Origin of the sequence: Bradyrhizobium retamae (assembly GCF_001440415.1) — a bacterium.
GTDB lineage: Bacteria > Pseudomonadota > Alphaproteobacteria > Rhizobiales > Xanthobacteraceae > Bradyrhizobium > Bradyrhizobium retamae.
The window spans coordinates 18,246-37,571 of sequence record NZ_LLYA01000166.1 but is presented as its reverse complement, the minus strand read 5'-3'; the positions used below and the strand labels follow the sequence as shown (position 1 = coordinate 37,571).

Genomic DNA, 19,326 nt, shown 5'->3' with positions numbered 1-19,326 from the left:
AAGCGCTTCTGGACTAGGCTTTTGGCTGCTGCCTAAAGGCTCTCCCAGGTAGCAAATAGGTAGCAAGTTATCAGCGCTGATCAGCCCCTGGTCAGGCCTGCGATCTACAGGGAGCCGCACACTAGTCGGTCTGACTTCCGAGTGTGCCGAGTGCGCGCGAGCGTTTACTGATCAAGTTGTCCAAATACGCGTCGATCTCGATCTCGCGCCTTTCGCGTAGGCTGACGCGCCTCGGAAATTTGCCTGCAGCCTCGAGCCGGTCGAAATAAGACTCTGACCGGGATCGCCAACCTGCGACCCCGTAGCCGTTCGCCAAGCGGAACAGTTTGTCATCGCAGGCGTTTTTTCGCACTGACCCCCTTCGGGGACGCATGTGCTGATGCGAAACGACCGAAATGCGCTTACGCTTAAGTGTCCCGCGTGCAGTCGGGCGACGCCACATCGGTTTCTTTACATCAAGAACGGCTGCGACATCTTTCAATGTCGGGACTGCGGACTGGGACGCACCGAGGCATCGAGCTTCGATCCCCTCGCTTATTATGACGATGGCTACTTTTCCGGCCGTCAGTCCGACGGCTACGCCGACTATCGCGGCGCCGAACCCGTGCTACGGCGCGAGTTCGCCCGCACGGTCGAGTTCATCCAACACCGCAAGCCACAGGGCTGTCTGCTCGAGATCGGTTGCGCCTACGGATTCTTTCTCGATGAAGCCCGCCGCGCGGGATTTGGGGTGAGCGGCATCGAGCCGGCGGAGTCGGCTGCTGCCCATGCTGGCGATCTCGGCTTAAACGTCATCTGCGGCCTGCTGAACGAAGCGACTCTCGAGTCGCTTGGCACCCTGGATGTTATCGTCCTCCTCGACGTCATCGAGCATCTGCCCGATCCGCAGGAAGCCCTCGCGCTACTCGCGAACCATCTCCGGCCGGACGGAATCATCGTGCTGACGACCGGAGACTTCGGTTCCTTGGCGGCGCGGTCGACCGGCGCGCACTGGCGCCTGATGACGCCTCCCCAGCACCTATGGTTCTTCAATCGCGCCAGCATTGCGTCTCTGGCCCGTTCGGTCGGCTTTCGCGTCGAGAGCTCCGATTACCCTTGGAAATTCGTGCCGTTCTCGCTGATCGCCTTTCAGGTCGGTCGCATGCTCGGCCGCAAGTTCGCGGCCAGCCCGACCGGCAACCGGTTCGCCATTCCGGTGAACCTGTTCGACGCGATGCGCGTGGTCTTGAGCAAGGCGCCACCATGACCGGCCGGATTCGCAATCCCTGGGTAGTTGTTGCGGCGTACAATGAAGCGCCGGTGGTCGGCAGCGTCGTGTCCGGTATTCGCCGCGCCGGATACGCGGTCGTCGTGGTCGATGATGGCTCCAGTGACCGGACCGGCGACGTCGCGTTGCTCGCAGGCGCGGTCGTCGTCCGGCATCCGGTCAACCTCGGACAGGGCGCCGCGCTGCAGACCGGCATCGACTACGCCCTCGAGCAGCGTGCGGATGCGCTCGTCACGTTCGACGCCGACGGCCAGCATTCCCCCGTGGCCATCGCGGCACTGCTCGCGGCGATCGAGCAGCCCGGCATCGATTTCGCGCTCGGCAGCCGCTTTCTCACCGGCGCGACGGCAAATCTGCCCACGTCGCGCCGCATCCTGCTCAGCACCGCGATTTGGTTCACGCGCGCGAGCACCGGACTGCCGGTCACCGATACCCACAACGGCCTACGGGCGATGACCGCGCGCGGCGCCCGCGCGATCTCCTTGCGACAAAACCGAATGGCGCACGCGTCCGAGATCCTGCACCAGATCGCGCAGAGCCGCCTGCGCTTTGTCGAGGTGCCGGTGAACATCGAGTACAGCGCATATTCGCTGGGCAAGGGTCAACGCATCACCGATGCGCTGGCTATCCTGATCGATCTGTTTGCGCGGAGGCTCTACCGATGATCGCGCAGCTATTGCTGACGGCCTTTCTGGCGTTGGTTCTGGTCTACGCCTGGTCGGCGCACCGGACGGTGCCGATCATCGGCCTGCTCGCGAGCGGCGCTGCGCTCGCCGGCCTCTACTTCGTCTGGGTGCCGGAGCATGCCACCGCCCTTGCGGCGTTCGCGGGAATCGGCCGCGGCTCCGACCTCATCGTCTACACCTGGGTCGTGATCAGCCTGCTCATCATGCTCAACCTGAGGCCCGCCGCGAAAACGTCGCTCGGTCATGTTGGGCCGAAAGGCCGAGGCGCCCCAGATCGAATTGCAGGCGAAGAAATAGATGCCAATGTCAAGTCGCGCCGGAGTTGGCGTCACTCGCCGAGCCCGCGACGATTGGCGTAGATCTGGGCGAACGGGCGGCCAAATCGTGTGACCTCATCAACCAGTATGGCCGACGTGCCGTTGGCACAGGGCCAGCGCTCGGTGGCAATCAGGTAGTCGGCCTTGCGCAGATCGGTTTCGGCAATCCAGTTGCGACGGAACATCACGCCGGCCAGTTGCTCGCGCCAGCCCAGGCAGACCAGCACGCGCGGTGGATCGCCCGCGAACCGCCCTTCGGCGTCAATTCGACCCTCGAGGCGGCGCAGCGCCTCGGGAGCCGCCATGCCCCAATAGTCGAGGTCGAATCGGCCGTAAGCGCCGGCGACGCCGCCTGCCAGACTGTTCATTGCGATATATTCGAGCGGATGCAGGATGACGAGCGTCACCACGATGACGGCCGTGTGCGCGACCCCGAGGGCCGCGGGCACAATCGGGCGGCGTAGCAAGAAGGGCAAAAGGCTCGTCAGCCCGCGCGCGGCCACGATGGCGAGCATTGGGATCACGAACAATATGTGGCGGACACCGTCATAGAGCGTCGAGCCTTGCAGGATGAGCACTCCGATCGGCCCGAATGCCGCCACGCTGACGACCAGCACCGCGCGCGATCCTGCGAACTCGGCCGCGACTGGTCGCAGTCCAACGACGCCGGACCGACGCAGGGCGCCGAGGGCGGTGCGCGTCCACGACCCTGCAGCACCGATCCAGACCGCCATGCCGAGCAACAGCAGCGCCAAAAAGCCTTCGGGCAAACGCGCCGCGAGCTGCCCGGGAATGTACCAGGCGGGCAGTTTATCGGTGAACGTGCGCTGGCCCCAGTTCTGGAATTCGAACGAGGTGTCGAGCGGTGCAAAGTGCCGATAGGCCTCGAGGAATTGTGTGAGCGGATGTCCAATCTGCAACCACGGCCAGAGCGCGATCGCCGTCAGCCAGGCGACGAAGATGGCGAGCAGCGTATGCAAGGCGATCTGGCGCAATTGGCCATAGCCCGCGCGGCCATGGCGCAGCAGCGCCTCGAGCGCGCACAGGCTCATGCCGCCGACGAGGTAGGCGTGCGTGATCACCCCGCCGGTGCGCGTCGCGATGGCGAGGCCAGTGGCAAGGCCGGTCGCAAGGGTCAGGCGCCAGCTCGGCACCTCCTGCCGCACCATCAGGACGATCGCGAGCGTCGACCAGCTCATGGCGAACAGGAACGGCACGTCGATGGGGGCAAAGAACAGGTTGCCGTACAGATAGCCGGTCAGCAGGCACAGGGTTAGCGCCGTCAACCCAGCCCAGTGCCCGACGGTGAGCCGTGCCATCGGCACGACGGCGGCGAGCCCAGCGAGGCCGAACAGGAAGGTCATGACGTGCCGGATCGTGATCGGGCTCGCGAGCTCAAGCGACTGCACGGCCGCGACGAGCATCTGAAACCACGGTCCATACATCCACAGATACTCTTCGACCGTCTCGAACTGAGACCGGTCCGCAAAAGCGCTCGTGTACCAGGCAAGCGCCTTGGGGCCGTAATCGTCGGTGTTGAATTCGTCGGTCGACAGCCCGTAATCCGCGGCGGTCACAAGCCCGATGACCAGGGCCACGCTCAGCACAAGGAGCACGAGCAACGTCTCGGCATGGCGAGCAGCAAATGCGAGGCCGAGCTTTGGCCTCGCAAACCCAGAGCCGTCGCCATCCACCTGTTCAAGTGCCATGCATTGTCCTTAACGGTAGCATGACAACGCACTGGTGCCGTCTGGAAATGTGGTGGGAATTCGCGCGGCGGGATCGCCACATCACTACCACCATCAACGCGATCGAGCGGGAGCACGGGAGTTTCGCGTGGCGGACCGAGACTCAGACGGATCTGCCATCCATCGGCCGACACCGCCACCTGCATCACATCAGGCGACACCCAGCTAAATCGCTTAATCGGGAACGAACCCCCAGCGCACCTCAAGTGTTGTCCATGGGCTTCCATAACCCGCCCGAGGGGAACTTTGTTCCGCGTTTCAAATCAGGTCTCCTAACTAAGGCGATAGCAATGGCGATCCTTATCACCGGGGGTGCCGGGTACATTGGGAGCCACATGGTGCACGAACTCGCTGATCGTGGCGAACTGCCCGTCGTGATCGACGATTTTTCGTCGGGCTTCAAATGGGCAATACCATCCGGAGTTTCGGTTTTCGTTGAGGACATCGGGGATCAGCGGCGAGTTGCGCAGCTAATCGCGAAGTATGGGATTTCGGAGATTATTCATCTTGCGGCTTCTGTCGTTGTACCGGAGTCGATTGCCGAACCGCTTCGGTACTATCGCAACAACACCGCAAATTCCCGTAGCCTGTTCGAGATCGCAATCAGGAGTGGGGTGCGGCGTTTCATCCTCTCGTCGACGGCTGCGGTGTACGGGAATCCACCGGCAAATCCTGTCACGGAAGAGACACCGGTTGCCCCTGTATCACCTTACGGCTCATCCAAATTCATGGCGGAAACGATGCTGCGTGATGCTGCACGCGCTCATGGCCTACGCTACGTCATCTTGAGGTATTTCAACGTAGCAGGCGCCGATCCTGCTCTGCGCACTGGACAGGCAACGCGAGGGGCAACGCATCTTATCAAGGTTGCAGCGGAAACCGCGGTAGGTCTGCGAGAGAAGATGCAGGTTTTCGGCACCGATTACCCCACGTCTGACGGGACCTGCATTCGCGACTACATCCACGTGAGCGACCTCGTAAACGCCCATTATCACGCGCTTTCATACCTGCGCGGTGGCGGAGAGTCCCTGACGCTAAATTGCGGCTACGGCCGCGGCTTTTCGGTCTTGCAGGTGATCGAGGCCATGCGGCACGAATCCGGAAACAACTTTCCCGTCGAACTTGCCGCCCGCCGGCCTGGCGATCCGGCGGAGATCGTGGCGTCGGCGGAACGGATGCGTAATCTGCTAGGTTGGCGGCCTCAATGGGATGATCTTTCCCTGATCGTCCGCCATGCGCTCGCTTGGGAACGCAAATTATTGGCACGAGGTAACGCGACGCGGCGCTTGGGGCCTACGGCTCTGCCTCACCCCAACAGCGGAAATCCGCGACCTAGTACCGTTTGCGTCAGCAGGCCTCGGTCGAGCCGCGCATTGCGCGCCTCGCAGGACGCCTCGGGGACGAGCAAACAGGCGTGACAGGCGGTGCCCTGCAGCGGATCTCGCCAAGCGATTTCAAAGAGTTAGGGAGACAAATTCGGCTTCTGAGAAGAGCCGGTTTTGCATTGTGCACACGCCCTTGAACACCACTCGCCGTTCTGATGGTGGCCGTGATGTCTGTAATGCTTGCAGGAGCCTTTCAGCGACTGACGGCTCTGCGCACGACGTTGCCGGACGACATGCGCAGAGCCGCGCCACCCCAGGGAACTCCCCAAGGGGCACTCCCCAAAATGGCTTATTCAGGCTGATTTCGATTCTTGGCAGAATTGGGCACGATGCTGCGGCATTGGACAATCACCTTTGGAGAGATGCGCGAACCGGGCGCCTGCGGTGTCGTCGTGTTCTGCGGCGATTATCCACTGTCGCCCATTCGACGGCCCTCGACGCCGATCGCTGACACGATCTGCCTGAAAACGGACTCCGTCTTTGGAAGGTTTTAAGAGTTCAGTGCTATCAAGGCAGTATTTCAAAGCGGATTATTGCGATGGTGGAAACTCGGATTGCCCCACGTGTTCGCGTGATGAAGCCTGCCAAGATCGATTACGGCGGCGACAAGTATCCTTGCACAGTTCGTGACATATCCAGCACTGGCGCGGCGCTGGACTTTTCCGAGCTGATCCGCATTCCCAACGAGTTCACATTGATCTTACCGGATGACAAGCTAAGGCTCCCTTGTCGCGTTGTGTGGCGCAAGGAGTACAGACTTGGCGTGGTCTTCGACCTGTAGCTCGATGCAGCCGTTCGGGCTTCCGATGTCCGGCTGCTCTACCAGGCCCGGCCAATGGGCATCCGCCTGAAGCAGTTATGACGCCCTTCGCTTTCGGGCTAACAATTCGAAGCGGACCAGAATAACTGTGCAAGCGGCCAGCGCGGTCAAAGCCATCAAGAGAACCGTCGTGAGCATGGCAAATCTCCAGCCCGATGATTCGCAATTTCTTAAACTCTGAACTATTCCAGCCGAATCCTTAAGAAAAAGTTAACGCCATGGCTTTTAATGGGCCGTTGCTCAGCTCGGGCATCCGGATTGAGCCTGCCCCGGGAGCGCCTGCTCGATCCATGCGAAGGTCGGATCGACTTCAGCCGCGGTCGAAGTCTTTGGGACGATCGCGCCGCTCAAAGCTGCACTCACAAACAGAAAGACCGCCCTTCGGGCGGTCATTTTGTTTCTGGCAAGCTCCTTGCTCTCCGCACAGCATCGCCACGTATCGCTACCAGCGATGTGCCATTGCGGAGCAAACAAATGAACCAGCCCCAATTCGAGACAGCGGATCTACGACATCTTGTTCGCGTTCAGGCTAAGGGACAGGCCATGGCAGAGCGCAAGCGGCTCGCAACGGATGACGTGCTTAGGCAGAGGCGTCAACAAACTGAAGCAATGCTGGTCGATATCAAAAACGCCGTCCGCTTGCTTGATCAAAGCATTGAGGCTGAACTACAGAAAAGTCCGACGAGAGACCCTCATCACTTCGCATTTCCAATGACGGTAAGAGCTTTGACCGTGCGCCGCGAAAATCTCAAATCGACTATTGCGTTGCTTTTGCTTGAGCTCACCAAGAGCGACCGCGGACGCGCAGTAGTGTAACCAAACAGCATACCGCCGGAAGGTGCCGCCACCTTCGGGATGTCTCTTTGATTTAGCTTTTTGTCGATGGCGGCTGCGCCTGGCGAAAGTGAAACAGTTTGTGCGGTGCACCCCATCGACGCGATCCGAACATCGCCTGGCCCTCCAGGTTGCCGCAGGGATGAAGAAGCGCTGGCCGAACGTCCTCCCCCTTTTCTATTTAGCTCCGCCGTCCCTCGCCAAACGTCAGGTTCGAGATTGCTCGACCGCTGCCTGAAACAAACGGCTGCGTATCCGGTTATTAACAAAACAGGGAACGCTACCGTGCAATTCTTTTTCAATCTCATCTGGAACCGGTCACGCCACAGACTCCTCGCTGCAATGGATAAGCGGGAGGCCGAACAATGATCGAGCTATCAGCGATCCTCGCCCTGATTAGCGTTGGGATCTTCGCCGCCCACGCGCTGGATGCCTACCGCACCGACTAGCGCGCGAGCGGAGAAAACGAAACGTGGCCTCAGTCGCTGCGGCGGCCAGCGTTCGTCGAACGCTGCGCCATTTGTAGATCTCTTGTCCGCCGGAGATCCTTGGCCGCCCGACCGGTGAGCCGTGAGCACGCTCGATCCATCTTCTCTGCAATTGCTTGGGCCGAAAAGTTCCATAGCTCCGGCTGGACTGCCAACGCATCCGCTACGGCCGGCGCAACTGCGCGAGAGCCCCGTCGACCACAGATACCAGCGACGCCATGGTGTACGGCTTCGGCAGCCAGCCGAGCGGAGCGTAGGGTTCCGCGCGCCGTCGCGTGTGCACATCGTCGTGCGCGGTTGCAAAGATGCAGCGAATGGCGAAGTCCTGATAGAGTTGCCGTGCGGCGTCGATACCGTCGCGGGTGCTTGCCAGGCGAATATCCATCACGGCGAGCGTCGGTTGGGCCTCGCGGGCGAGCGCGACGGCTTCCTCGGCGGTCGTGGCCGGACCGACAACTTCAAAGCCGGCAGCCGTCAGCGCGACTTCGGATTGCATGGCGATCAGGAAATCGTCCTCGACGACAAGAATCCGCAGCGGGCCCTGCTTCCCTTCCATGCGCCGGGTCTCTTCAGCAGGTGGCGACGAATTCTGGTCCGGCTCGGATGGCAACGCAACATGCCCTGCATTCTGGTGGAGCGTCGTCATCGATCACCGGCCTAACTCTTGGCAACAGGGAAATCGAGGCACGCCCGCGAAGGGCTTTTCGTGACGTGAAGTGTTCCACGGAGCTGGCGCGCGAGGCCGAGCACGAGTTGGAGCCCAGACGACGTCTTGCGCACGGCCTCCAGATCGAAACCCTCCCCGTCATCCTCGACGCAGAGCGCCAGCCGTCCGTCATATTCGGTCAGGCTGACGCGGACGCCCTGCCTCGCGTGATCCTTGATGCCGTGCTTCACCGCATTGGTCAGCAGCTCGTTCAAGATCAGGGCGAGCGGCATCGCCACGTCGTTGGAAAGCACACCGTGCGCCGCGCCACACTCAATTCGCGCATCCGCCGGCAGCAACTGCCGGATGGTCTGGCAGACCGCCGGCAGAAATTCTTCCGCATCGAACCGGCTTGTATCGCTTCGGCCATACAGCACGCGCTGCGCCGCCGCCATGGCCGCGATACGTGCGCTGGCTTCGTTCAGGACTTTCCGCGCCTCCTCGCTGTGGGCTGTTCTTGCGGCGGAGAACAGCAGCGACTGCAGCATCTGCATGTTGTTCTTGGTGCGATGATTGAGTTCATCGAGCAGCAGGCGCTGCTGGGTTTCGGCCTGCCGTCGCTCGCTGATATCGACCAGCATGTTGATGGCACCTGTGACCTTGCCGGAAGAATCCCGCAGCGGCGTCGGGAATGGGATAAACGGCACCCGCGTCCCGTCCGGCCGCTCTGCGACCGCTTCGGCGCCACGCACCGCGCGTCCTTCCTTCAGCGCAACCGCCATCGGACACTGGTCGTGCGGAAGCGGCGTGCCGTCCGGCATGTACAGCTTCCACGTGACGCACCATTCGTCAGTGCCGAGCACGGGCATCCGACCTGAGAATTCCACCGCCGCTTCATTGAAGTAGGTAATCTTCCCCTGCGCGTCCGTTGTGTAGATGGCGGCTGGAATCGCCGCGAGCAGTTCCTTGAGACGCAGTTCGCTCTCCTGGACCTTGCGTTCGGCCTCCTTGCGATCGGTGATGTCGCGGGCGATCTTTGATGCGCCGATGATGGTCCCTGTATCGTCGCGCACGGGCGAGACGGTCAGCGAGATGTCCAGAAGTCTTCCGTCCTTCCGCCGGCGAACCGTTTCGTAATGGTGGACGCGCTCGCCGCGCCGGATACGGGCCAGGATCCCGGGCTCCTCGTCTTCACGTCCTGGCGGAAACAGAATGGTCACAGGCTTACCGATGGTCTCGCCGGCGGTATAGCCGAACAGCCGCTCAGCGCCAGGATTCCAGGTCCGGATGATCCCGTCGAGATCCTTGCTGATGATCGCATCGTCGGAGGACTCGACAATGGACACAAGCTGCTGTGCGCTTTGTTCGGCGGCCGAGCGCGCCTCCTCCGCCCTCAGCTTGGCAATGCCGAAGCCGAGTTGCCGGGCCAGCGTCAGGGCGACATCGACCCCCGGATCGGTGAAGCGATGCGGGCTGTCGTAATAGGCCATGAATTTTCCGGCGAGCCGGCCGCCGATCAGGATCGGAATGAAAGCGACGGCCGCAATCTTCTCCCGTGCAATCGTTTCCTTGAGGGCATCAGACAGGCCAGAAGCGCCAATGTCCTCGAAATAGACCGGACGCGGATTTCTTTCATCCCTCGCCCATGGCGAATGCCCCTCAACGGCCCGCCGGTACCCGTCCGACAGGCCCCGCCATCCGACGAAACGCATCACCTCGCGCTCGTCGAACAAAAGGATGGAGGCGCGATCGCAGGCGAGCGCCGCGAGGATAGCGTCCAGGGCGGCGTCGTAAACATCCGAAAACGACGTAGCGCGTTGCAGGTTTTCGGAAAATTCGAACAGCGCCCCCTGCTCCTCGCTACGGCGAGCCAGCGCAAATTCGGTTTCCTTGCGGGCGCTGATGTCATGCTGAACGCGCACCGCGTAAAGGAAATTTCCCGATGCATCGCGGACGCTTACGGACGTAACTTCCGCCCAGAAGGATGAGCCGTCCTTGCGGACGATTCGCTTTTCGATGGTGTAGCGATCGATGTCGCCCGTGATCTGTCGCCTGAACTGCGCGAGATCATGCGCGACGTCGTGCGGCGAGGTCTCGTCAAAGATGGAGCGGCCGAGCAGGTCGGCCGCTTCGTGTCCCATCAGTTCGCAGAGCCTCTGATTGACGCGCAGCATCCGCCCAGCCTCGTCGATCTCGACGATGCCGACGCCGACATGCTCGTAGGTGATAGCCAGCCTGTCTTCGTGCGCCTGCCGCCGTTCATCGCGAGGTATATGATGGACGTCGGGGATGGCGGACCGGCCTGGCTGAGAGAGGGTCTTGGCCGTCAATTGCTGGATATTCATTCCCGCCATCCCTGCCAAAAAGCAATTTTCGCACGATACTCGGTCTCCGCGAACGCTCGAACCAGCACGCACGGCCGCTGAGCGCTTGACGTTGAACAAATCGGCACAAGAACATTTGTTCCTAGCTGTGGCCGGGCGCGGAACCGTCAGTCTTCCGGCGCGCTTCATCTCCCGCAGGATTGGATCGCAATTTGATCGCTAGCACCCGCGGCAGATCCCGGTGAACGAACTCACCTCGGGCCGCCCCCGCGGGCGAACCGGCGGCTTGCGCGGGCGGGCCTTGCGTGCACTGATGATCCGCTGCGAGGCGGTTGGATAGGGCGGCGTCACGACACGTGCGCGCGGCGCCTCGACTGAACCGTAGGAGACGGCCGGCGGCGGGGGGTTGGGGCGGAGCGGTGGCACGTTCGCGGCATTGCCGATGCCGCTGGGATCGGAGAGCGCCCTGGGGTTGGCCGGTCCGAACGGCACGCCCGATATCGGCGAATTGCCGGCGCCCGCCGAGCCGGCTGGCGGCGTCAGTTGTGCGAACGCCTTTACGGGAACGATCAGGCTGAGCGCCACGAAGAGAACAAGCGCCGGATTGCGGGACATCGAGGTCTCTCCAGGAGGCTCCCACTCAACGAACATGTAGGGCGCGCGTTCCCCAGCTTCCAGGCGAGCCTGTTTTTCGTGCTGCCCGCCCTGTTACGGAGTAGGCGTGGGTGGGAGAATCAGTCCTAATCAAGGCGCGATCACGTTTTGAGATTCCGGCGGCATGAACCAGCCCGAAGTGCTCGATTCCGATATCCGCGCCCTGCAGCAATGGCTGCGCGATGCATGGCAGCAGCTCGGCGATCCCGCCCTCACCACCTTCGCCCGGCGCGAGCTTCGCAACCAGATGAAGCAGTGCAGCGCCGACTTGCGTGCGTGCCTGCAAAGGGTGGCTGATGAACAACAGCCGGAGCCGGTCCGATCACCGGCCTCGCCCCATTCCAGGCTAGAACTGCGAATCCTGTCATGGTGACGGAACAGGATTGGGCCCCTGCCGCTCCGCCTTTGCTCTTCCGGCCCGCCTGTTGATAACCCGCGCCCCTGTTGGCGAGCATCGAAACAGGCCGGCATCGTGTGCTATCGGCATATCGGCCTGATTAACCACGGACAGAGCACATGCGGATTACCCTGGTCGGTTCCCGCCATTTTGGCGTGACGACATTCAATACCCTACGCCAACATGGGGTCGATATCGTTCGCGTCGTCGTTCACGACGGCGAGGACCGGCTTGCCGCCGCGGCGCGGGCCGCCGGGATTGACGTCGTGGTGCAGGCCGATCCGAAGCGCGTGATCGCCTCCGAAATCGCACCAGCGACCGACCTGATCGTCACTGCACACAGCCATGCCCGCGTTACCAGGGAGGCGCTGGCCACAGCCAAACTCGGCGGCATTGGCTATCACCCCTCGCTGCTGCCGCGGCATCGCGGCATCGCCGCAGTCGAATGGACCATCAAGGAAGGCGATCCGATCGCTGGCGGTACCATCTACCATCTCGCCGACCGGATGGATGCCGGCGCGATCGCCGCGCAGGAATGGGTGTTCGTCAAAAAAGGGGAAACCGCCCGAGAACTCTGGGAGCGCGCGCTGGCGCCGCTTGGCCAGAAGTTGTTGGCCGATGTCATTTACCACGCCAAAGCCCACGGCAGCCTGCCGGCCACGCCCCAGGATGAGGAATTTGCCACCAAGGCACCGAGTCTCGCCGACGCCAAGCATTGATCTCTACCATCATACCACAAGATCCCCGTAATCCGCCGCAATCGCGACGAAACTGCGAATTTTTGTTCCTCCAGCGGAACCAGATTCACCTTGATGTGTTTGAAATCGCGGGAACATTCCTCAGTGCTGCGACGCACCCAAGTTTGGACACATTGTGGCCAGATAAGGCGTGCCATCACACACATCGCAAGGATTTGATTCATGCGCGCCAACCGCATCCGCAACCTGCTTTTTATTTCGTTGCTTGCTTCCGCCGCCACCTTCGCCAGCGCTCCCGCCTCCGCGCAGAACCCCTATGACGGTCTTTGGCAGGTCACGGTTGTCACAAAAACGGGCAGTTGCGATGCGCAGACTACCTCGACCGTGAATGTCACCGGCGGCAAGATTTCGGGCGGTCCGGTTTCCGGCAGCGTCGGTAGCGGGGGACTTGTGCGAGTCTCGATCAATGGTGCATATGCGAACGGTCAACTCAGTGGCAATTCCGGATCGGGGAAATGGAATGGGGCTTCAGCTGGTGTCGCGTGTAGCGGTCGATGGGAAGCGTCCCGTCAGTAAGGCAAGCCAGACATTTGAATCTTCTGCCAAAGCGCGGCGGCTGACATTCGCAGCCGTCGCTTTTTTTATGACGGCCTTTTTAATGACGGCCTTGGCCACCGCCACCACGAGCTACGCTCAGTCGAGTACGTTCGCCGGCATGGCCGGCACATGGTCCGGTCCCGGCACGGTGACGCTGGATGACGGTTCGAGCGAACGGATCCGCTGCCGCTCCACCTACAAGGTGATCGGGGCCAGCATGGAAATGGCCCTCACCTGCGCCAGCGACGCCTACAGGTTCAACCTGCAAGCGGCGGTGGTCTCAGCCGGAGGCGAAGTCAGTGGCACCTGGAGCGAAACCAGCCGGAACATCGGCGGCACCATTCAGGGCCGCGGGGCTGGCGGCAGTTTCCAGGTGATCGCCCAGGCGGCCGGTTTCGCCGCCAACATCTCGCTGAAGACCACCGGCAACAAGCAGCAGATCGCCCTGAGGGCCGACAGCGTGTTCCGCGCTGCCAATATCTCGCTGTCGAAGTAGATTAATCCCGCCCCGCCACCAATCATCGCCCGCCAACGGGTCGCGCGAATGCGCGCCCGACGACGACAGCACGGAGTTGGCGATCGCTCCTAACTCGTCTTCGGCTTCTCGAGCTTCGCCGCGGTCTCCTTGATCGTCTTGGCGATCAGCAGGGCCTGCTCCTTGTTGAACGCAAAATCCAGCACGCCGCGGTGCGTGGTCAGCGACAGCACCATGATGTCGGGCTGGTGCTCGGGCCAGCCGGTTGCGAAGGCGGTCACGAAGTCTGCAGAGGTCGATCGAGTAGTGGTCATTGGCTCACGGTATCCCTTTGTCTTTGCCGGCGCGCCCGATGAAACGGATAGCGCCCGTGCGGCTGTTGTGATGTCCGGTTACGCCTTGGGCACGAAGGCGGTGACTTCGATTTCGACCTTGGCCCTGACGTCGACCAACCCGTCGATGTAGAGCAGCGTCGACGGCGGGAAATTGCGCCCGAGCGTTTCCTTCCAGGCCGCACCGATGCCGGGGCCTGCGGCCTCGTATTCGCTGCGGCTGGTCAGGTACCAGGTCAGGCGCACGATGTGCTCAGGGCCGGCGCCTGCCTCGCCAAGCAGCTTGACGATACGCTTCAGCGCCGTGCCGACCTGCGCGGCCATGTCGGGAGCATAGTCGCCCTTCTCGTCGCCTCCGGTCTGGCCGGCCAGCACGATCCATTTGCCTGAAGCGTCGACCTCGACACCATGCGAGAAGCCGCGGGGTTTCGACCATCCGGCCGGTTGCAAGATACGCATGCGTAAGTCCTCCTTGAAACCGCCGCTCTTAGCACTGAACCGGGAGCCGCTCCCACAGCGAAATTGCGAAGCCGTGCATCGCTGCCCCCGCGCATTTGCCCGTTGCAAATTGTGGCCCGCTCGCCGATACCGGCCTGCCCTCAACCGATCTCCCGGCGAATGGACCGCACACAATCCAAAACCCTGGCCGCGCTGTGGATGGCCGGCTGGCTGACCCTGATGCTGATCATCGCGATTGCCGGACGCGAGGCGGCGCGCGAGATCAACGTGTTCCAGCTCATGGAGATGCGTTCGATCCTCGGCTTTCTGATGCTGTACCCGCTGATCCGCGCCAAGGGCGGATTTGCCATGATGAAGACGGCGCGGCTGCCGCAGCACGTTGCGCGCAACCTCATTCACTACGGCGCGCAGCTCGGCTGGTTCTTTGCGCTCACGCTGATCCCGATCGGTCAGGTGGTGGCGATCGAATTCACCATGCCGATCTGGACCGCGATCCTGGCCGCTACGTTTCTGGGCGAGCGCATGACACCCTGGAAAATCGCTGCGATCGTGCTCGGAATCGTCGGAGTCGTGGTCATCGTTCGCCCCGCTGCCAGCGAGATCAATCCGGGGCAGTTGATCGCGCTGGCAGCCGCGGTCGGGTTCGGCGTTTCGGTGGCGATGGTGAAGTCGCTCACCCGGACCGAGCAGACGCTCTCGATCCTGTTCTGGATGCTGGTGATACAGTCGGCGGCCGGTTTCTTCCCCGCGCTCTACGTCTGGACCTGGCCGCCAGTCCATCTCTGGGGCTGGGTGGTGGTGATCGCGTTTTGCGGTACGTTCTCCCACTACTGCATGGCGCGCGCGATGCTGCACGCGGATGCTACCGTGGTGATCCCGATGGATTTTCTGCGGGTTCCGTTGAGCGCCGCCGCGGGCTGGCTGATCTATTCGGAACGGCTGGATGCATTCACCGTGTTCGGCGCGGCGCTGATCCTCACCGGCAATCTTTTGAACCTGAAACCGAATCCTTCGGCTGCGCGCGTGCAAGGCTGAAGTTTATTTCCCGGGCTGTGATCTAGATCACGCTACGGCGCGTGTCGTGACGGTAACGGATGGCTCCGGATTTGGCCGTTCGGCTGCTTTTTTGTGGTGCGAAGCGGGCGATATTTGTAATGTCCAGCCAGCGTTACAGCCAAAGCCTTTGTTGATTCTGCAGGGGGATTTCAAATGCGTTACCCAACGCTCATTTTGTCCGTCATATGCGCGGTCTTTGCGGCCGGAACCGCTCAAGCCGAAAAGCGCGTCGCTTTCGTCGTCGGCAACGGCACCTACAAGAACGTTGCTCCGCTTCCAAATCCCTCCGTTGACGCAAAGGCGATGGCCGCCGCGCTGCGCAATGTCGGATTCGAGGTGGTCGAGGGGTCCAACCTTACGCGCGACAAGATGACCGAGCGTCTGCTCGACTTCGGCAAGAAGGCGCAAGGTGCCGACGTCGCGCTGTTCTTCTATGCCGGCCATGGCATTGCCATCTCCGGCACCAACTATCTGTTGCCGATCGACGCCGACATCAAATCCGAAATGGACGTCAAGCTTGGCGCCGCGATCAATATCGACCTCACCCTTGAGCAGACCATGGGCGATGCCAAGGTCAAGCTCGTGTTCCTCGACGCCTGCCGAGACAACCCGTTCGCAGCCAAGATCAAGTCGAACTCCGCCACCCGCAGCGTCAACGTGCAGACTGGTCTTGCCGAAATGAAGTCCGGCGAAGGCACGCTGATCGCGTTTGCGACCGGCCCGGGCCAGACCGCGCTCGACGGCCAGGAAGGCGGCAACAGCCCGTTCACGCGCGCCCTGCTCGCCAACCTCACCCAACCCGGCGTCGAGATCCAGCAGGCAATGACCAAGGTTCGTGCCCAGGTCAACGAAGAGACCCACAAGGGTCAGCTCCCCTGGGGTCACACCAACCTGATCGGCGCGGTCTACCTGAACGGCGCGCCCGCCCCCGGCGCCGTGGCGGCTGCAGCGCCTGCGTCGGGTGCAAAGCCGGGTTCCGACGTCGAACTGGAGTTCTGGCGCTCGATCAAGGATTCCAACAAGCCGGAAGAGTTCAACGCCTATCTGACCAGCTATCCCAATGGTCAGTTCCGGTCGCTGGCACTGTCGCGGATTGCGTCGATCGAGAGCGGTGCAAAGGATGCAACCCGCAACCTGAGCACGGGCATCGATCCCGCGACCTTCAAGGAAGAAGCAAACCAGACCACCGAGGACCAGATCGGCCTCGATAAAGGCCAGCGCCGCGACGTGCAGCGCCGCCTGAACGGGCTCGGTTTCGATACCAAGGTCACCGGCCAGTTCGACGCCCCGACCCGCACTGTGATTACGCGCTGGCAGGCGGCGCGCGGCTATCCGAAGAGCGGCTACCTCAACAAGCTACAGCACAAGGCGCTGCTGACGGAGATCGTGGCGGCCGCACCGACTGCGAGTTCCGATGAGGAGCGTCCCGCTCCCAAGCGCCGCGCCCCCAGCACCGTTCAGGCGCAGCCTCAACCGCAGCCGCAGCAGCCCCCGCCGCAACGCCAATACAGCAACCCCGGCCCGGATCCGGCCGGTGCCGGACGCTTCATCGGCGGTGTCGTCGGCGGCATGCTGCGCTAACGGCGAACGACCCATCTGCCAAAAAGGCCCGGGATCATCCCGGGCCTTTTTCATTTTGCAGGTCGCAAATCAACAAGCCTAAGAGCGTTCTATTTGCCTGCAGCCTTTCGCAGCGCCTCGTTGATGCGATCCTGCCAACCCGGACCACCCTCCTGAAACCATTCCAGCACATCCTGATCGATGCGCAGCGTGACCTGCTCGCGCACGCCGGGAACGGCGGCTTGTTTGGCCGGCGCTTCCGCCACCTTGGTGGTGGTGCGCTTGAACGCCGCCTCGGCCTCGGTACGTGCATCGTTTAGGGTTCTCGGTCGCCGCGGCTGGTCCGCCATCGCTAGATTCCTTCAAACAGTGCAGTTGACAAATAGCGCTCGGAGAACGACGGCACGACAGCCAGAATGGTCTTGCCGGCGCTCTCGGGACGCTTGCCGATAGCTAGCGCCGCCGCGATCGCAGCGCCCGAGGAGATGCCGCCAGGAATGCCCTCCATGCGCGCCAGCGCACGCGAGATTTCGATCGCGGTCGGGCCGTTGACCCTGACGATCTCATCGATCACAGAGCGATCCAGAATGTCCGGAATGAAGCCGGCGCCGATGCCCTGGATCTTGTGCGGCGTATGCTGGCCGCCACCCAGCACCGGGCTTTCCTCCGGCTCGACGGCAACGATCCGCAAAGACGGCTTGCGCGGTTTCAGCACCTGTCCGACGCCGGTGATGGTGCCGCCAGTGCCGACGCCGGCGACGAAGAAGTCGATGTTGCCGCCGGTGTCGTTCCAGATCTCTTCTGCCGTGGTGCGGCGGTGAATTTCGGGGTTGGCGAGGTTCTTGAACTGCTGTGGCATCACGGCGTTGGGCGTGGTGCGCACCAGTTCCTCGGCGGTCGCGATCGAGCCTTTCATGCCCTGCGCGGCAGGCGTCAGGATGATCTCGGCCCCGAGGAACGCCAGCATCTTGCGCCGCTCGATCGACATCGATTCCGGCATCACAAGCTTCAGCCGATAGCCGCGTGAAGCCGCGACGAACGCCAGCGCGATGCCGGTATTGCCAGAGGTCGGCTCGATCAGCACGGTGTCGGCGTTGATCACGCCGGCCTTTTCCATCGCGATCACCATCGCAGCGCCAATGCGGTCTTTGACGCTCGCAGCGGGATTGAAATATTCCAGCTTCGCAAGGATGGTTGCGCTAACACCATGCGCTTCCGGCAATTTGCGCAAACGAACGATTGGCGTGTCACCGATCGCATCGACGATGGAGTCGAAGACCCGTCCCCGCCCCGGACGTTGCACTGCACTCGCGGCTGACGACGCATCCATCTCGACACTCCCAAAGCGATCATGTGCGGGGAAAAGGCGCTCTCCCTACTTAGGAGGCGGCCACATCGATGCGCAAGCCGGAATTGCCGGAACGAAGAGTTCGCTGCATTGCAAAACAAGAACTTCGCTAAATATCGCGAAATCAACGCATTTGTGTTGCGACATCGTCAAAGATTTCTGCTTATACTTTCGTTGTGAGCTGGGCCTGAGGTTCAGATCGCATGGAGGTCACGATGCCAGCTATTGCTGAAATCCTGTCGACCCTAGCGTCTAGGCCCGATCCGCGCGGCTGCGATTTGCCGACTTGCCCCGTGTGTGCCGACACGATGGTAGCAGCGGAAGCCTCCGCCTACCTGCAGGACAACGTGATCAGCTATCTCTGGACCTGTGACACCTGCGGTTATGGCTTCGTGACCAAGCATTCGGTCAAGAGGTTCGCCTGTAATTGAGGCCATAGCGTTTTCAAGCGAAGTGGCGTCCGGTTCGCGTAAAGAAAACGCGTCAAACTAAAACAGCCTATCTCGGAGCAATGTCACCGCGCGCCCATCCGGCGCGCGTTTGCTTTTGGACGCCTCGAAGCTACCCTTGCCGATCGGTTCGGTGCGAAATGCGACCATGCGGTATAGGTCCTGAAATTTCTAGACGTTCCGCAGCCTCCGCCGAATGTCGCTCGGAGGACGCTTGTAGACCTCCGCAAAGACCGCATTAAAGCGGCGCAGGCTGCGAAAGCCAGCCAGCGACGCAATCTCGGTCATCGGCAGTTCAGTATCATCTAAAAGTCGCTTCGCCCGCTGTACCCGTGCCGTCTTGGCAACCTGACCGGGGCTCGCGCCGACATGCTTGTCGAACAATCGAGATAGATGCCGCGCCCCGACGCCAAGACGGGCCGCGAGCGCTTCAACAGTCGCCCGATCGAGTGCGCCCCTGGCGATCAGTCGCATCGCGCGTTCGACCGTCGCCAATGAGCCCTTCCAGGCTGGAGAGAATGGCGCCGTCTCCGGCCGGCACCGCAGGCACGGCCGAAATCCGGCGCGCTCCGCCGCCGCTGCAGACGGATAATAGGACACGTTCTCCGCCTTCGCGGGGCGAACCGGACAGACCGGACGGCAGTAAATGCGCGTTGTCCTGACACCTGAGAAGAACCGACCGTCGAACCGTCGATCACGGCTGACGCGAGCCCGCTCGCAGGCTGCGATGTCCAGATTGCCAAGCTCCGTCCTTGTCGACGACGGAGTCCGTTTGCGGCGAGCCAT

The 19,326-nt window shown here is 62.0% G+C and carries 22 protein-coding genes; 13 read left to right on the top strand and 9 right to left on the bottom strand.

The window, feature by feature from the left end:
* Positions 1-379: 379 nt before the first annotated feature.
* From CQ13_RS24170 to CQ13_RS24160, 3 genes are read left to right on the top strand one after another with little or no spacing between them, the layout of a single operon-like run.
* The gene (locus CQ13_RS24170) at positions 380-1,246 is read left to right on the top strand and encodes a class I SAM-dependent methyltransferase (protein WP_057845338.1); all 867 of its coding nucleotides are present in this window, start codon (positions 380-382) and stop codon (positions 1,244-1,246) included.
* A complete protein-coding gene (locus tag CQ13_RS24165; RefSeq protein ID WP_057845337.1) occupies positions 1,243-1,932 on the top strand; it encodes a glycosyltransferase family 2 protein in 690 nt (229 codons plus the stop codon). The genes CQ13_RS24170 and CQ13_RS24165 overlap by 4 nt, the downstream gene beginning before the upstream one ends.
* Positions 1,929-2,312: a DUF2304 domain-containing protein gene (locus CQ13_RS24160; RefSeq protein WP_057845336.1), complete on the top strand. Its 384-nt coding sequence runs from the start codon at positions 1,929-1,931 to the stop codon at positions 2,310-2,312. Before CQ13_RS24165 ends, CQ13_RS24160 begins: the two co-directional genes overlap by 4 nt.
* On the opposite strand, the gene CQ13_RS24155 is transcribed toward CQ13_RS24160, so the two are convergent.
* Positions 2,282-3,868, bottom strand: a complete 1,587-nt coding sequence (locus tag CQ13_RS24155) for a hypothetical protein (protein ID WP_156433848.1) — start codon at positions 3,866-3,868, stop codon at positions 2,282-2,284. The two genes, CQ13_RS24160 and CQ13_RS24155, sit on opposite strands and share 31 nt — an antisense overlap.
* Positions 3,869-4,308: 440 nt before the next feature.
* Here CQ13_RS24155 and galE point away from each other — a divergent pair, with 440 nt between their 5' ends.
* The 3 genes from galE to CQ13_RS44555 all read left to right on the top strand — a co-directional run bounded on the left by galE (position 4,309) and on the right by CQ13_RS44555 (position 7,039).
* A complete protein-coding gene (galE, locus tag CQ13_RS24150) occupies positions 4,309-5,436 on the top strand; it encodes a UDP-glucose 4-epimerase GalE (protein WP_082637617.1) in 1,128 nt (375 codons plus the stop codon).
* 505 nt (positions 5,437-5,941) lie between these two features.
* Positions 5,942-6,184 carry a PilZ domain-containing protein gene (locus CQ13_RS24145; RefSeq protein WP_057845334.1) on the top strand — a complete coding sequence of 81 codons (243 nt, stop codon included), beginning with the start codon at positions 5,942-5,944 and terminating at the stop codon, positions 6,182-6,184.
* 297 nt (positions 6,185-6,481) lie between these two features.
* On the top strand, positions 6,482-7,039 hold the full coding sequence (locus tag CQ13_RS44555) for a hypothetical protein (RefSeq protein ID WP_197427416.1): 558 nt from the start codon (positions 6,482-6,484) through the stop codon (positions 7,037-7,039).
* A gap of 669 nt (positions 7,040-7,708) precedes the next feature.
* Here CQ13_RS44555 and CQ13_RS24130 read toward each other — a convergent pair.
* The 3 genes from CQ13_RS24130 to CQ13_RS24120 all read right to left on the bottom strand — a co-directional run bounded on the left by CQ13_RS24130 (position 7,709) and on the right by CQ13_RS24120 (position 11,130).
* A complete protein-coding gene (locus tag CQ13_RS24130; protein ID WP_245309287.1) occupies positions 7,709-8,101 on the bottom strand; it encodes a response regulator in 393 nt (130 codons plus the stop codon).
* Between the two features lie 101 nt (positions 8,102-8,202).
* A complete protein-coding gene (locus CQ13_RS24125; protein WP_057845330.1) occupies positions 8,203-10,536 on the bottom strand; it encodes a PAS domain S-box protein in 2,334 nt (777 codons plus the stop codon).
* Positions 10,537-10,734: 198 nt separating this feature from the next.
* Positions 10,735-11,130: a hypothetical protein gene (locus CQ13_RS24120; RefSeq protein WP_057845329.1), complete on the bottom strand. Its 396-nt coding sequence runs from the start codon at positions 11,128-11,130 to the stop codon at positions 10,735-10,737.
* Between the two features lie 163 nt (positions 11,131-11,293).
* On the opposite strand from CQ13_RS24120, the gene CQ13_RS24115 reads away from it, so the two are divergent.
* The 4 genes from CQ13_RS24115 (at position 11,294) to CQ13_RS24105 (ending at position 13,357) form a co-directional block, all read left to right on the top strand.
* A complete protein-coding gene (locus CQ13_RS24115; RefSeq protein ID WP_057845328.1) occupies positions 11,294-11,542 on the top strand; it encodes a hypothetical protein in 249 nt (82 codons plus the stop codon).
* Positions 11,543-11,685: 143 nt separating this feature from the next.
* Positions 11,686-12,285 (top strand): formyltransferase family protein, encoded by a 600-nt coding sequence (locus tag CQ13_RS24110; RefSeq protein ID WP_057845327.1) that lies wholly within the window; start codon positions 11,686-11,688, stop codon positions 12,283-12,285.
* Positions 12,286-12,486: 201 nt separating this feature from the next.
* Complete coding sequence (locus CQ13_RS41435; protein ID WP_082637613.1) at positions 12,487-12,840, top strand: hypothetical protein; 354 nt, start codon at positions 12,487-12,489, stop codon at positions 12,838-12,840.
* Positions 12,785-13,357, top strand: a complete 573-nt coding sequence (locus CQ13_RS24105; RefSeq protein WP_057845326.1) for a hypothetical protein — start codon at positions 12,785-12,787, stop codon at positions 13,355-13,357. Before CQ13_RS41435 ends, CQ13_RS24105 begins: the two co-directional genes overlap by 56 nt.
* A gap of 89 nt (positions 13,358-13,446) precedes the next feature.
* Here CQ13_RS24105 and CQ13_RS24100 read toward each other — a convergent pair whose 3' ends face one another.
* Together CQ13_RS24100 and CQ13_RS24095 are read right to left on the bottom strand one after the other, a co-directional pair.
* Complete coding sequence (locus CQ13_RS24100; RefSeq protein WP_057845325.1) at positions 13,447-13,650, bottom strand: hypothetical protein; 204 nt, start codon at positions 13,648-13,650, stop codon at positions 13,447-13,449.
* 78 nt (positions 13,651-13,728) lie between these two features.
* On the bottom strand, positions 13,729-14,127 hold the full coding sequence (locus tag CQ13_RS24095) for a RidA family protein (protein ID WP_057845324.1): 399 nt from the start codon (positions 14,125-14,127) through the stop codon (positions 13,729-13,731).
* 159 nt (positions 14,128-14,286) lie between these two features.
* Between CQ13_RS24095 and CQ13_RS24090 the strand changes: the two genes are divergently transcribed.
* Both CQ13_RS24090 and CQ13_RS24085 read left to right on the top strand, forming a co-directional pair.
* Entirely contained in the window at positions 14,287-15,162 is an 876-nt protein-coding gene (locus tag CQ13_RS24090; RefSeq protein WP_057845323.1) for a DMT family transporter, read from the top strand.
* A 174-nt stretch (positions 15,163-15,336) separates the two neighbouring features.
* The gene (locus CQ13_RS24085) at positions 15,337-16,764 is read left to right on the top strand and encodes a caspase family protein (protein WP_057845322.1); all 1,428 of its coding nucleotides are present in this window, start codon (positions 15,337-15,339) and stop codon (positions 16,762-16,764) included.
* Positions 16,765-16,853: 89 nt separating this feature from the next.
* On the opposite strand, the gene CQ13_RS24080 is transcribed toward CQ13_RS24085, so the two are convergent.
* Complete coding sequence (locus CQ13_RS24080) at positions 16,854-17,093, bottom strand: BrnA antitoxin family protein (RefSeq protein WP_057845321.1); 240 nt, start codon at positions 17,091-17,093, stop codon at positions 16,854-16,856.
* 2 nt (positions 17,094-17,095) lie between these two features.
* Positions 17,096-18,073, bottom strand: coding sequence for a cysteine synthase A (gene cysK, locus CQ13_RS24075; protein WP_057845320.1), 978 nt, complete (start codon positions 18,071-18,073; stop codon positions 17,096-17,098).
* 233 nt (positions 18,074-18,306) lie between these two features.
* Between cysK and CQ13_RS24070 the strand changes: the two genes are divergently transcribed.
* On the top strand, positions 18,307-18,522 hold the full coding sequence (locus CQ13_RS24070) for a hypothetical protein (RefSeq protein ID WP_057845369.1): 216 nt from the start codon (positions 18,307-18,309) through the stop codon (positions 18,520-18,522).
* A gap of 189 nt (positions 18,523-18,711) precedes the next feature.
* Here CQ13_RS24070 and CQ13_RS24065 read toward each other — a convergent pair whose 3' ends face one another.
* Positions 18,712-19,326 (bottom strand): bifunctional transcriptional activator/DNA repair enzyme AdaA, encoded by a 615-nt coding sequence (locus CQ13_RS24065; RefSeq protein WP_057845319.1) that lies wholly within the window; start codon positions 19,324-19,326, stop codon positions 18,712-18,714.